This is a genomic window from Phormidium sp. FACHB-592 (assembly GCF_014695795.1).
Lineage (GTDB): Bacteria > Cyanobacteriota > Cyanobacteriia > Leptolyngbyales > Leptolyngbyaceae > Stenomitos.
Window position 1 is genome coordinate 151,695 of the sequence record NZ_JACJOZ010000075.1, and the last position, 14,147, is coordinate 165,841.

At 51.5% G+C, this 14,147-nt stretch carries 11 protein-coding genes; 5 read left to right on the forward strand and 6 right to left on the reverse strand.

Annotated features, from left to right (window positions below; genetic code table 11):
* Nucleotides 1-15: 15 nt before the first annotated feature.
* From H6F86_RS22215 to H6F86_RS22235, 5 genes are all read right to left on the reverse strand, one after another.
* A complete protein-coding gene (locus H6F86_RS22215; protein ID WP_190451329.1) occupies nt 16-3,519 on the reverse strand; it encodes a DNA polymerase III subunit alpha in 3,504 nt (1,167 codons plus the stop codon).
* A gap of 203 nt (nt 3,520-3,722) precedes the next feature.
* Complete coding sequence (locus H6F86_RS22220) at nt 3,723-4,361, reverse strand: histidine phosphatase family protein (RefSeq protein WP_190451331.1); 639 nt, start codon at nt 4,359-4,361, stop codon at nt 3,723-3,725.
* Nucleotides 4,358-4,693, reverse strand: a complete 336-nt coding sequence (locus tag H6F86_RS22225; protein WP_190451334.1) for a hypothetical protein — start codon at nt 4,691-4,693, stop codon at nt 4,358-4,360. Before H6F86_RS22225 ends, H6F86_RS22220 begins: the two co-directional genes overlap by 4 nt.
* A 221-nt stretch (nt 4,694-4,914) precedes the next feature.
* On the reverse strand, nt 4,915-7,449 hold the full coding sequence (locus H6F86_RS22230; protein ID WP_190451335.1) for a glycogen/starch/alpha-glucan phosphorylase: 2,535 nt from the start codon (nt 7,447-7,449) through the stop codon (nt 4,915-4,917).
* Between the two features lie 21 nt (nt 7,450-7,470).
* Nucleotides 7,471-8,646 (reverse strand): transaldolase, encoded by a 1,176-nt coding sequence (locus H6F86_RS22235; RefSeq protein ID WP_190451338.1) that lies wholly within the window; start codon nt 8,644-8,646, stop codon nt 7,471-7,473.
* A 321-nt stretch (nt 8,647-8,967) separates the two neighbouring features.
* Here H6F86_RS22235 and H6F86_RS22240 point away from each other — a divergent pair, with 321 nt between their 5' ends.
* Nucleotides 8,968-9,438: a hypothetical protein gene (locus tag H6F86_RS22240; RefSeq protein WP_190451339.1), complete on the forward strand. Its 471-nt coding sequence runs from the start codon at nt 8,968-8,970 to the stop codon at nt 9,436-9,438.
* Here the strand turns inward: H6F86_RS22240 and H6F86_RS22245 are convergent.
* Nucleotides 9,379-9,819 carry a hypothetical protein gene (locus H6F86_RS22245; protein ID WP_190451341.1) on the reverse strand — a complete coding sequence of 147 codons (441 nt, stop codon included), beginning with the start codon at nt 9,817-9,819 and terminating at the stop codon, nt 9,379-9,381. The genes H6F86_RS22240 and H6F86_RS22245 overlap by 60 nt on opposite strands.
* A gap of 306 nt (nt 9,820-10,125) precedes the next feature.
* On the opposite strand from H6F86_RS22245, the gene H6F86_RS32375 reads away from it, so the two are divergent.
* The 4 genes from H6F86_RS32375 to H6F86_RS22260 all read left to right on the forward strand — a co-directional run bounded on the left by H6F86_RS32375 (nt 10,126) and on the right by H6F86_RS22260 (nt 14,147).
* Nucleotides 10,126-10,335, forward strand: coding sequence for a type IIL restriction-modification enzyme MmeI (locus H6F86_RS32375; RefSeq protein ID WP_242033628.1), 210 nt, complete (start codon nt 10,126-10,128; stop codon nt 10,333-10,335).
* Between the two features lie 9 nt (nt 10,336-10,344).
* On the forward strand, nt 10,345-12,864 hold the full coding sequence (locus H6F86_RS22250) for a DNA methyltransferase (RefSeq protein WP_347240902.1): 2,520 nt from the start codon (nt 10,345-10,347) through the stop codon (nt 12,862-12,864).
* 64 nt (nt 12,865-12,928) lie between these two features.
* Nucleotides 12,929-13,135, forward strand: a complete 207-nt coding sequence (locus H6F86_RS22255; protein WP_190451343.1) for a DUF2283 domain-containing protein — start codon at nt 12,929-12,931, stop codon at nt 13,133-13,135.
* Between the two features lie 115 nt (nt 13,136-13,250).
* Nucleotides 13,251-14,147 carry a sugar ABC transporter permease gene (locus H6F86_RS22260; protein ID WP_190451345.1) on the forward strand — a complete coding sequence of 299 codons (897 nt, stop codon included), beginning with the start codon at nt 13,251-13,253 and terminating at the stop codon, nt 14,145-14,147.

Genomic DNA, 14,147 nt, shown 5'->3' on the forward strand with positions numbered 1-14,147 from the left:
CTTTACAAGCAGCGTTTACGCACTCGTCAACGACGCTATCCTTGCGCGAAAGCCTGCTCTGGCAAGCGCACTGACAACTAGCTGATCATCCTGAATGCGAAACTGAGAGCCAAAGCCAACCACACACCGCTGGTTGTAGTTGCTGACAATGCCAATGATGGATACTTTTGCCTTGTCCTTTTCGCCCTGGTGCTCCAGCAAAACCTCTTTCAATCGCTGCCGCTCTGAAATATCGCTGGCAAGTTTAGGGTCAAGTTCGACCATCACCATGCGGACAGACTCGATCGGCTCAGCATCGTCAATGATGAACTGTACCTGATCATCGCGGCGATCGACCTTACCCCAGACCATCAGCCGTGCATCGGCTTGAATGTAGTGCCCAATGCGCTCAAAGGATTTGGGGAACACGACCGCTTCAGTGTGGCCCGTCAAGTCTTCGATCTGGATGATTGCCATGCGATCACCCTTTTTCGTCACGACGGATTTGACGCTGGTAAGCATGACGATCGCGCTAACGCTGGTGCCTTCTTTGTAATCGTTGAGATCGCTCAAGCTAATTGGAGCCAGCACTCGCGCTGATTCCCGCAGCGCTTTAAGCGGGTGATCAGAAATATAGAAGCCGAGAATTTCTTTTTCTAGCCGCAGCTTTTCTTGTTGAGGAAAATCGGGTGTGGGTGGCGCTTTGGGAGCCAACGTAAAACTGGCAGGTGCTTCTTTGACTGCTGTACCACCACCGAACAAATCAAACAGGTTGCCCTGTCCGCTGGCTCGATCTTTCGCGCGCGACTGTGCCCAATCAATGACCAGATCCAGATCTTTGATCAACTGCTGTCGGTTGGGTTCGATCGTGTCGAAGGCTCCGCAGTAGATCAAAGCTTCTAGGGCGCGACGGTTAACGGTACGAGAATCAACGCGATCGCACAGATCCGCCAATGATTTGAAGGGTCCATCTTGATCACGGGCAGAGAGAAGAGACTCGATCGGTCCCATGCCTACGTTTCTCACACCGCCCAGCCCAAAGAGAATGCGGTCTGCCAGTGGCGTAAAGTCTACGCCCGAGCGGTTTACGTCTGGTGGTTCTACGCGAATACCCATCGCCATGCAGGAGGCAATATACCGCTGCACTTTATCCTGATCGCCACTGTTGGTGGTCAGCAGCGCTGCCATGTATTCGATCGGATAGTTGGCTTTGAGATACGCCGTTTGATACGTCACATACCCATACGCCGTAGAGTGCGATTTGTTGAAGCAATACTCGGCAAACATCACCATTTGCTCGAACAAATCAGAGGCAACTTTTGCCTTCACGCCATTCTTTTGAGCACCTGCGACAAACATCTCCTGGTGCTTTTCCATCTCGGCTTTCTTTTTCTTACCCATTGCCCGACGCAGCAGATCGGCTTGACCGAGGGAATAGCCGCCCATGTCCTGCGCGATTTTCATGATCTGCTCCTGATAGACCATGATGCCGTAGGTTTCGCTCAGGATGGAGGTAAGAATCTCGTGGGGATAGTCGATTTGCTCCCGTCCGTGTTTGCGGTTGATAAATTTGGGGATCAGTCCAGCATCCAGTGGTCCAGGACGATACAGGGCAAGCACAGAGGAAATATCTTCCAGACTGTCGGGTTTGAGGTCGCGAACAATCTGGCGCATTCCGGAGGATTCTAGCTGGAAGACTCCTTCCAGCTCGCCCCGTGCCAGGAGTTTGTAGACTTCGGGGTTATCCAGCGGCAGACCATCCATGTCGATCGTCTCTTGCTTTGTCTGCTCGATTAGATCAACCGTTTTTTGAATCATGGTCAGGTTCTTGAGTCCCAGGAAGTCCATTTTTAGAAGTCCCAGGGATTCAATGTCTTCCATGTAGTACTGGGTGAAGACAGCACCGTCAGCGTTGCGCTGAAGCGGCACCAGTTCATCCAGCGGTTGCGCTGAAATCACGACTCCAGCCGCATGGATGCCGACGCTCTTGTTCGTCCCTTCGATGCGGATGGCAGTATCAATCCACTGGCGCACGATCGGATCTTTGTCGTACCGCTCTTTAAATTCTGGTGCAGGCGTTTCTGCCGAAATCATCACCTTCAGCTTGGTCGGCTTACCACGCACCACGGGGATCATCTTCGCCATCTTATCGGCATCGCCGTAGGGAATGTTGAGCACCCGCGCTGTGTCTTTCAGCACCGCTTTGGAGGTCATGCGGTTGTAGGTAATGATCTGAGCAACCCGCTCGGTGCCGTACTTTTCGGTGACGTACTGGATGACTTCTTCCCGGCGATCGATGCAAAAGTCCGTATCAATATCAGGCATGGACTTCCGTTCGGGATTCAGGAAGCGCTCGAACAGCAAGCCGTGATGCACCGGGTCAATATTGGTAATGCTCATCGCATAAGCAACGAGGGAACCTGCTGCCGAACCACGCCCCGGACCGACAGGAATCCGGTTGTCTCTAGCGTATTTGATGTAGTCCCACACGACGAGGAAGTAGGTAGCAAACCCCATCTGTTGCATCATCTTGAGTTCGTAGTCCATTCGATCGCGGTAGACCGGCTTAATCTCCTCCCGCGAGTGGCATTTGAACCGTTCAAGCAAGCCCGCCCAAGCGACGTGCTCAAAATAGGCATCGGCTGTATCAAACCCTTCAGGGATGGGATAGTCGGCAATCCGGGGTTCGCCCAGAATGTGGTACTCCTCAATTTTGTCGGCAACTTCGAGGGTGGTGGCGATCGCCTCGTCAATCACGTCTTCCGTCAAATGATCCTGAAAGAGCGAGCGCATTTCCTCAGCGGATTTGAGATATTCAGTACCGCTGTAGCGCAGCCGCTTGTCTTCGGAGATCAGCTTGCCAGTTTGGATGCACAGCAGCGCATCATGCGCCTCTACGTCGAAGCAAGAGATGTAGTGCGAATCGTTAGTGGCAATAATTTGAATGTCGAGTTCACGGGCAATGTTGACCAGTTCGACGTTCACGATGCGGTCTTCCTGCGACCCGTGGTCCTGGATTTCGAGGTAGTAATCGTCGCCAAACCGATCTTTGTACCACTGTGCCACTCGCCGCGCAATTTCCGGTCTGCCCTGAAGAATCGCCTGAGGCACTTCGCCACCCAAACACGCGCTCGTGACGATCAGCCCTTCGTGATACTCCTCCAGCATCTCTTTGTTGATGCAGGGGCGGGCAAACAGCCCCTTACCTTGAAAGCCTTTGAGGTGGGAAAGAGTCGTGAGTTTGACCAGATTTTTGTAGCCGATGTCGTTCTTTGCCAGCACAATCTGGTGATACTTGGGGCGACGCTCCTGCTTAGTGACATCACTATTCATGATGTACATCTCGTTGCCGATGATGGGCTTCACGCCTTTGCCCTTGCACACCTTTAGCAGTTCGATCGCCCCATACATGACCCCGTGATCCGTCAGGGCGATCGCTTTCATCCCTAGCTCAACGGCGCGATCGACCAGTTCCGGCAACTGACTGGCTCCATCAAGCAGGCTGTAGTCACTATGAATGTGCAGACCAACAAAGGACATACTATTACTCAAGCATCACGCGAATCCAATAAGGTTACTCGATTGCAGGCGCTACGGCTAGGCTTTTTTGTAAGAATTGACGCTAGATGTGGAGAGTATGTGATCGTTCTAACAGTTAACTGAACAAGCAAAAATCACCCTAGTACCAATGTATCAGCACTGAGCGATTGTCTGATTATTTTGTTGTCACCGCTTGCCTTCGCTCAAGTGCCTTCTAACGTCCGTAGCGCTTCATCCATGTAGGAGCGATCGCCCAGGACTTCCAGAAGTGGACCATGTTCACGAAATTTGACAACGCTAATGGAACCGGCAAGGGTATTGATGCGATCGCGGTAGCGCCCTAGATCAATCCCTAACAGGCTGCACAAGATAATGCGAATGGTGGCTTTATGTGACACGACCAGTACGTTACCAGTCTTGTGTTTTTGCTCAATTTCAGCGACTACCAATGAGGCACGACTGGCGATTTGCACAGAGGTTTCGCCGCCAGTGGGCGCGTTCCAAGCGGGTTCAGCCAGCCAGTGAATATAGTCGTCGGCGTAGTGTTCTTTGACATGCTCTTGCGTCAGCCCTTCCCATTCGCCGTAGCGAATTTCTTTGAGTCCATCGCGCAACTGCATTTCCAGCCCGATCGCGTCGCAAAGGGGTTTTGCAGTCGCGATCGTGCGTTTCATGGGGCTAACGTAGACGGCAGCCCAGTCGATGGTTTTATGGGCAGCAGCAAACGCCTCTGCCATTTTGAAGCCATTTTCTGTGAGTTCTGCATCTAGATCGCCACAATAGCCACCAGAGCGACTATAGGTGGTTTCACCATGCCGCACAAAATAAAGGGTTAGGGTCATGAGGCTTGCTTGCTGTCCTCGTCGTAGTGCATTCGATAAATGGGGTTGTCGAGTCCCAACTCATTCATGACGGTGCGAGCATGGAGGACGCGATCGGCGATCGACAGCGAATCACTCAAAACACCGAAGAGCGAAATTTCGGCTTCTAGCTTGCGGATTTCTTGTAGTAACGTTTGCTCAACGTCGCCTTCAACGTCGTGCAGCTTGCTCATGAGCGTACTCCGCTCAACCTCATAGTGAGAATGAGAATTTTTGAAATACTCATGGAGTTGCGTGACGAGAGACGCGACGGACTGGTGATCGACTAGAAAATGCGGATCTTTTGTTTCCATCGGGAGGTAAGGGGGGAGAAGGCAGGGGGCAGAGGGCAGAGGAGGGAAGGCAGGAGGCAGAAGGCAAAGGGCAGAAGGTAATCCTTCGTCATTCCATGGCAGTGTTCAGTGACTCAATCGTCTTACATCAGGCGCTAAGGAACTGTTTACTGCTGACGGTTCACTGTTGACAACGACAAAACTCAGAACTCAAAACTCTGCTTTTGGGGCAGAGCGATCGCCTAAGCCAAGCCGGTTCCTGCCTGAACATACTCTTTGAGTTCGACCGCGACGGGTTTGACGTACCAGATGTCTTCACAGTATTCGCGAATCGAGCGATCGGACGAAAATTTGCCCATCCGCGCCGAGTTGAGAATGGAGAGCCGTGTCCAATACTCTTGATCGAGGTATGTCTGACTAACGCGATCTTGGCAGTCGATGTAGGACTGGTAATCTGCCAGCAGCAGGTAGTCATCTTTGTAAAGCAGAGTGCTGACCAACGGATTGAACAAGTTGGTATCGCCGTTAGAGAAGCCACCAGAGGCAATGCGATCGATCACCGCTTTGAGCGCTGGGTTGCTTTCGTAGTAGTGGTAAGGGTTGTAGCCTTTGGCTTTTAGCTCGTAGACTTCGGGTGTGGTGAGACCAAACAAGAAGAAGTTTTCGGCTCCTACTTCATCGCGGATCTCCACATTGGCACCGTCTAGCGTACCGATCGTCAATGACCCGTTCATGGAGAATTTCATGTTCCCCGTGCCAGAGGCTTCCTTGCCTGCCAGCGAAATCTGCTCAGACAGGTCAGCAGCAGGATACACCCGCTGGGCAAACTTCACGTTGTAGTCTTTCAGGAAAACAACTTTGAGGCGATCGCGCACATCAGGATCGTTGTTCACCACATCCCCTACGGAGTTGATGAGCTTGATGATCAGCTTTGCCATAAAGTAGCCAGGAGCCGCCTTGCCACCAAAAATAAAGGTGCGAGGCGTAATGTGGACATCTGGGTTCGCTTTAATGCGGTTATAGAGGGTGATGATATGCAGCACATCTAAATGCTGGCGCTTGTACTCATGAATCCGCTTTGCCTGGATGTCGAAAAGCGACGTGGGATCAACATCAATGCCGTTGACCTGCTTAATGTAAGTGGCGAGGTCTTGCTTAATCGCCAATTTGATGTCTCGCCACTGCTGGCGAAAATCAGCATCCTCAACAAACGCTTCGAGCTTGCGAAGGTCATCGAGGTGTTTGATCCAGCCATCGCCAATTTTGCTGGTGATGAGGTTGGTGAGACGAGGATTGCTCAACACCATAAAGCGGCGTGGCGTGACTCCGTTCGTCTTGTTGCTAAATTTTTCGGGATAGAGTTCGTAGAAGTCGCGCAGCACGTCCTGCTTAAGGAGTTCACTATGCAGAGCAGCGACTCCATTGATGGCATGACTGCCCACACATGCCAGATGCGCCATACGGACGTAGCGTTCGCCTGCTTCATCAATCAGCGACATCCGGCTCAGGCGCGCGTCGTCATTGGGAAACTTACGGCGAATGTCGTCTAGAAACTGGCTGTTGATTTCGTAGATGATCTCCAGATGGCGCGGCAGGAGAGTGCTAAACAGCCCCATGCCCCAGCGCTCTAATGCTTCTGGCAGCAGCGTGTGGTTGGTGTAAGAGAGCGTCTTTTGCGTGATGCGCCATGCAGTATCCCACTCAATGCCGTGTTCGTCCATGAGCAGGCGCATGAGTTCGGCAACGGCGATCGCAGGGTGCGTATCATTCAACTGCACCGCAAACTTCTCATGGAATTGCTCCAGCGGAATGCCTTGACGAATGAGGATCAACATCATGTCTTGCAGCGAACAGGACACGAAGAAGATCTGCTGGGCAAGGCGTAGCTTCTTACCCTGAGCCGATTCGTCGTTAGGGTAGAGGACTTTCGTGAGCGTTTCGGAAACGGTTTTCTGCTGCACCGCGCGGAAATAATCGCCAGAGTTGAAGGCGGCGAAGTCAAACGATTCGGCGGCGGCGGCGCTCCAGAGACGGAGGGTAGTGGCAGTGTTGGTTTTGTAGCCCAGAATTGGCGTGTCGTAGGGAATGCCCATTACGACTTCGTGGGGAATCCAGCGGGTACGATTGCGTCCATTTTCGTCGGTGTAGCGTTCGGTATGACCGCCCAGCTTCACTTCGACTGCCCATTCGGGACGAGAAATTTCCCAGGGATTGCCGTAGCGCAGCCATTTGTCGGTGCTTTCGATCTGCCAACCGTCGCGGATGTCCTGGTCAAAGATGCCAAACTCGTACCGAATGCCATAGCCGATCGAGGGAATATCGAGCGATGCCATGGAGTCGAGGTAGCACGCCGCCAACCGTCCTAAGCCACCGTTGCCCAGTCCAGGCTCTTCCTCTTGCTGGAGCAGCGCGTCAAAATCAAGACCGAGCTCGGTAATTGCTTGCTTGGCTTCGTCGTAGATGCCCAGGCTAATCAGGTTATTGCCCAGGTGGGGACCCATAAGAAACTCGGCAGAGAGGTAGGCAACGGTGCGTACGCCTTGATGGGTATGAGTTTCGGCAGTGGTAAGCCAGCGTCGCAGCAGCCGATCGCGCACGGTGTATGCCAGCGCCATGTAGTAATCGTTTTGGGTGGCAATGTTGGCGAACTTGCCCTGAATGTAGAACAGATTGTCTTGAAAAGCGCGTTTGAGCGTTTCGACGCTGAGTCCGGTGCGATCGTCCTCGACGACGACGGTTGGCACGCACTCGATCGGTTGATTCGGTACAGTCTGCATAGTTGTGAATTCCTTCAAAATTTACGCTTCAGCCAGGTGGAACGCGGCTCCCAGCCCTGCGCCCATTTCTGCTGGTGTAATCTTGCCGTCGTGGTTGATATCGATCGCGTCGAAAACGGCATCCGTGCCCATCCATTCTTCGCGGGTGATGAAGCCATCCCCATCGAGATCATAGGCGTGGAAGATATCTTCAGCCGCGTGCAACACAAATTCTTCGCCCTCCAGCGCTGCCAGCCGCTTTTCGAGCAGTTTTTCGAGGGCGACTAGTGCTTTGGTAAAGCCTGTGATGCCCTCGTCTAGCTTTTGCGTTGCCATTGAGTCTTCAGCGTGGAGCTGGTCAAAGGTGGCTTTGTCGATCGTGAGCTTTTCCAGTTCTAAGCCAGCCGCTTTAGCAGGATCAAGCTTACGGGACAGTTCCGCTTCAGTCGTTTGTAGCTCTTTAAGCAGAGCGGGCGAGATGGTGAGCAAATCGCAGCCTGCCAGTTCGGTAATTTCGCCAAGGTTGCGGAAGCTGGCTCCCATGACTTCAGTTTTATAGCCAAACTTTTTGTAGTAATTATAGATCTGGGTTACAGACAACACGCCAGGATCTTCAGTCGCGGCATAGTCTTTGCCAGTGTTGGCTTTGTACCAATCAAGAATGCGTCCGACAAACGGCGAGATGAGAGTGATCCCCGCGTCAGCGCAAGCGATTGCCTGATGGATGCCAAACAATAGCGTGAGATTGCAGTGGATGCCTTCTTTTTCGAGCGTTTCAGCCGCTTTGATGCCTTCCCAGGTAGACGCGATTTTAATCAACACGCGATCGCGCGATACGCCTGCTGCTTCGTATTGAGCAATCAGGTCACGACCTTTAGCGATCGTCGCTTCGGTATCGTAGGAGAGCCGTGCATCCACTTCGGTTGATACGCGACCGGGAATGATTTTGAGAATGCGGAGACCAAAGGCAACGGCGAGGCGATCAAACGCCAGGGTTAAAATCGTTTCGTTAGGGGCATCGGCACCCGCATCCCGCTTTGCCCGCAGTAAGGTTTCATCCACAATTTCCTGATACTGGGGCATCTGCGCCGCTGCCGTAATCAGTGAGGGGTTGGTGGTGGCATCGCGTGGCTTGAAGGTTTCGATCGCCTGAATATCGCCCGTATCCGCGACGACAACCGTCATCTCCCGCAGTTGCTCGAGTAGGTTCGTTGCCATTGGTTACTCCTGATCGGTTTTTGGTCGAGTTGGCATTGTCTGAGTGCAAGACTCCGAGTGCGATCCACAGCTATGCACAGGCTACACCATCACGCTAGCGAGCGACTTAATCATACTAATGGTACTGGATGTAAAAACGGAGAGTAGCATCCAAAAACCCTGGTCTATTGTTTTGCTGGCTACTGACCAGAGGTTGAATGCTAATAGATTTCTTAAGGTTTGCCGTCAGTTTGGCAATGGAGCACCGCACCGCTGACTGTTATATCCCTGCGGGTCGCGTGGGCACTCTAAACACGTCAAATCTTTGAGAGAAAAAGACCGATGACCAACCGCATTAGTGCTGCGCTGACCCAAACCGATCGCGAAGCCGTGATGGATGCCATTACCACTATTAAAACCAGACTACCGTTCTTGATTGATCTCACAGCCGAGGAGTGTAAAGCACTGCCCAAAATGGGCGATAAGAGTCGCGCGTTTGTAAGCAAGGCGCTAGAGGTTGCCACGCAGAACCCAGATTTTTTGCCACGCTCGTTTGACCTGGAGGAAATGCGGAAGGATGTGCAGCTATTTGAAGCAATGTACCCGATCGTGGTAGCGCTGGCACAACTGCAAGAACTGGTCGATGATACGACCACGGCAGCCGGTAGTGAGGCGATGGCAGCCGCGTTGCAGGTCTACAGCTACGCGAAGGCAAGTGGACAGGATGCTGGCTTAGAAGGGCTGGTGGAAGAATTAGGTCAGCGTTTTGCCCGCAAGACACGCAAGCCAAAGCCACAAGCTGCAAACGTCTAAGGTCACGCTCCAGAAACCGGGTTTCTCCCTCAAGTTGCCTTGCGATGGCGATCGCTTGCGCTCCAGAAACTCGGTTTCTAACCTGTCTGAATCTGACCATTGGAGCAAAAAGCTCGGCACTTCGAGTAAAAAGCTCGGCGCTTCGAGTTCGGAACTGCAACGATCGAGCAAAAAGCTCGGTGCTTCGAGTAAAAAGCTCGGTGCTTTGAGTTCGGAACTGCAATCGTCGAGCAAAAAGGTCGGCACTTCGAGTAAAAAGCTCGGTGCTTCGAGTAAAAAGCTCGGCGCTTCGAGTTCGGAACTGCAACGATCGAGCAAAAAGCTCGGTGCTTGGAGTAAAAAGCTCGGCGCTTCGAGTTCTGAACTGCAACGATCGAGCAAAAAGCTCGAAATAGATCCCTAACTTCTTTGAATAGCCCTGATTGTGCTGGTTAAGCCAGATACAGACGTTAGGTATCTCGGCTAGAGCCTGTAGGTTGAAGGTTAAGGTGGGAACACTGAGCGCTTAGGATCGGGAATTTAATAAATCCGCAAACTGTACGGGCGGGTTTAGCAGACCAAACTGCATCCTGCAATGATTTGACAGCAAAACCCGCCCCTACCAAAGATCGAACTTATTTAATTTCCATTCCTTATCATGTGTTGATCGATCGCTCCCCTCCATTAATCTCACTTTGAACGCCCCTCATGCCAGCTACAACTGCAAGCCTCCAAAAATTTGTTCAGTACTGCCAGCAGCATCTTAAAGGCGATGAAAAAGGCGAGTCGCAAAACTTTCTCGATCGCTTCTTTCAGGCGTTTGGACATGAAGGCGTAAAAGAAGCGGGGGCAACGCTAGAGCAACGGGTAAAAAAGGGCAGCAAAAAAGGCAATACGGGCTTTGCCGATCTGGCATAGCAGCCTCATTTGCTGATTGAGATGAAGAAGCGGGGTGAAGACCTCAACAAGCATTACGCGCAAGCCGTCACCTACTGGATGCAGTTGCAGTGCCCCAGCTATGTGATGCTGTGCAATTTTGATGAGTTTTGGCTTTACGACTTTCGTAAGCAGTCCGAGGAACCGATCGAGAAGATTGCGTTAGCACATTTGCCCGATCGCATTGGGGCGTTCACGTTCATGAATCCAGAACTGGATCGTGCGCCTATCTTTAACAACAATCTGGTGTCGGTGACGGAGAAAGCAGCCGGACGCATGGGCGAATTGCTGACGATGCTGACGAAACGATCGCGCGATGCGGTTGATCCGAAGACGGCACAGCGGTTTGTGCTGCAATGCGTGCTGGCAATGTTTGCGGAAGATCGAGATCTGTTGCCAAAGGATCTCTTTATTAGTCTGGTGCGCGAGTGTTTAGACCGTACTCGCCAGGGCAAATCCTCAAACACCTACGATATTCTAGGCAACCTGTTTCAGGAGATGAATCGACCCGGCATTGCTCCCGCAGGACGCTATCAGGGTGTGGACTATTTCAACGGTGGCTTGTTTCGGGAGGTGCAGCCGCTAGAACTGACCGGGAAAGAACTAGAGCTACTGGAAGCAGCCGCATCACAAGACTGGAAAGCAGTGCGCCCATCCATCTTTGGCAACATCTTTGAGTCGGCGATCGGCAAAAGCGACAGCAAAGAACGTCATGCCCACGGCATTCATTTCACCTCGGAAGAAGACATTCTCAAGATTGTTCGCCCCACCATCACGCGCTATTGGGAAGAAAAGATCGCGCAGACAACAAAGTTAGCGGAACTCTACTCACTACGGATGGAATTGCAAGACTACAAAGTGCTTGATCCGGCGTGTGGGTCGGGCAACTTCCTTTACATGGCGTATCTCGAACTAAAACGACTGGAGCGCGTACTGCAAGACAAGATTGATGCCGATCCAAAGGCAAAGAGCGAACATGGACAGATGAGCATTGGCTTTGTCACCCCGCAGCAGTTCTACGGCATGGACACAAATGCGTTTGCGGTGGAGCTGGCACGAGTGACGCTGATGATTGCCCGCAAAGTGGCGATCGACCTCTGCGATATTCACGACCAACCCGCCCTACCGTTAGACACGCTGGATGCCAATATTGTTTGCAAAGATGCGCTGTTTACCGAGTGGGTAAAAGCAGACGCAATTATTGGGAATCCACCATTTTTAGGTGGTGCAAGAATGCGAAAGGAGCGGGGAGATGATTACGTTGAGCGAGTCTTTGAAAAGTTTTCAGCAATTGAAAATCAGCAGATTGACTTTGCAAGCTATTGGTTTCGACTAGCGCATGAGCGACTTGATGAGAATGGCAGAGCTGGTCTGGTTGCTACCAACTCAATTAGTCAAGGCAAAAGCAAAGCAGCCGCGTTAGATTACGTTACTGATAACGGTGGATTCATACACGACGCAATTTCTACTCAACCCTGGACAGGAGAAGCGGCTGTCCATGTCAGTATTATTAACTGGAGCCGCAGGAACACCGGAGCGTTTTATTTAGATAATCAGAAAGTCGGTTTTATTAGCTCATCGCTCAAATCTACAACGAATGTTTCTGCTGCTAAACCGCTTAAAGCCAATGCAAATAAGAGCTTTAGAGGTGTAGAACCCAACGGTATGGGTTTTTTAGTCACTAATGAACAAGTACAAGATTGGTTAAAAGCTGATTCTCGAAATCAAGAAGTCCTCAAACTGTTTTCGATGGGTGCAAACTTGGCACAAAATCCTCATGGACTGCCCGAACGTTGGGTGATTGATTTCAATGAGATGTCTGTTGAAGATGCCAGCGACTATAAACTACCTTTTCAGCACGTCAAAGCTACAGTCAAACCAGAACGAGGCAAAAATCGTGTGCAATTGCTGAGAGATACGTGGTGGAAGTTTAAACGTACTAATCAACCAATGCGGACAGCACTTTCAACACTGAGCCACTGTTTTGCAGTTCCACGAGTTTCTAAGTGGGCAATGCCTCTCGTTATTTCTGTCGATTGGCTTGCAGGAGAAAAAACGGTTACTTTTGCTTCTGATGATTTCTATGTACTAGGCGTTTTACTATCTATCGTTCACAGAACATGGATGGAAGCTCAGAAATCTACTCTTGAAGATAGAACAGCGTATACTCCAAGCACCTGCTTTGAAACCTTCCCCTTTCCCCAAACCCCAGTCGTCAGACTCATCACCACCATCCGCACCACCGCCCTCGAACTCCACGACTACCGCAGCACCCAAATGGAGAAAAAACAGTGGGGCATCACTAAGCTTTACAACGAATACTTCCACGAACCCACCAGCCAACTCCACAAACTCCACGCCAAACTCGATGCCCTCGTCCTGCAAGCCTACGGCTTCAGCCCAGACGATGATCTGCTCGAAAAACTGCTGACGTTAAACTTAGAACTAGCCGCAAAAGAAAAGCGGGGAGAGGCGATCGTTGGTCCCTGGGCACCGACACAATTCAGCTAACTATCCATAACGCCTTTTTGGACCGTAACTTTTACAAGCGACAGCAGCGAGGTGAAGAACCCTAATGAAAATCCAGTATTTTTCTGAAACAGATACGCTAGCGATCGAGCTAACAATAAAGCCGATCGCTGCAACAGATACCATCACTGATGATTTGATTTTGGACTATGACAGTGATGGCAAAGTGGTTGTCATTACCCTAGATAACTATTCTCGCAATGTAGAAACAATTAATTTACAAGCATTAGGAGTACCTCTTTTAGCTGCATAAACTGCCCAACGAACTACCAGCCAACTTTACAATCTCTGAGCCAAACTTGAAGCGATCGTCCTGCAAGCCTACGCTTCAACAGATGCCATCACTATCGTTCTCATTGCACCGTGAGATGACCCACCAGAAGCTATCCCGCAACGCCTTCTTAGATTTTGATAATGAGACAGTCATTGCCTGGCTTTTTCTAGCGCCTGCCCTACTGCTGTTGGGAATCTTCGTGCTGTATCCGATCGCCTACCTGTGTTACCTCAGCTTTACCGCAGGCAGCTTTACCAGGGCTGGCGTTCACTGGGTTGGCTTACAAAACTATTGGCGCTTGTTTCTGACTCCCGATTTTTGGCAAGTCGTGGGCAATACGATCGTTTTTACCGTCGCCACTGTGCTTCCTAGCTTGCTGCTGCCGCTGGGTCTGGCAGTATTGCTCGATCGAGCGATCGTCCTGCGCGATCTCTTACGAGTGGCATACTTTTTGCCGTCGATTACCTCGCTCGTTGCGGTCGGTCTGGGATGGCGATGGCTGTTTCAAACAGAGGGACCGGTCAATCAATGGCTGGCATTACTTGGTATCGACCCCATTCCCTGGTTGAGCAGCACTGTCTGGGCAATGCCTGTGCTGATCTTGTTAAGCATCTGGAAGCAAATCGGCTTCAATCTGGTAGTCTTTCTAGCAGGGCTGCAAACCATTCCTATCAGCCGCTACGAGGCTGCCACGCTAGATGGAGCCAACGCCTGGCAGCAGTTTTGGTACATTACATTGCCGGGGCTGCAACCCACGCTAATCTTTGCCGCAGTAACGACAGCCATCTTCACCCTGCGAAGCTTTGAGCCAGTCTACGTCATCACGGGTGGCGGACCACTCAACGCCACAAACCTGCTGGTGTATTACATCTACGAGCAGGCATTCGCTCAGTTTGACTTCGGTTATGCTGCCGCTGCCGCCACGCTGCTGCTTGGAGCAACGTTAGTACTGGTGTCTGTCCAGCTAAGGGCGTCGCGCGAGACAGATTAA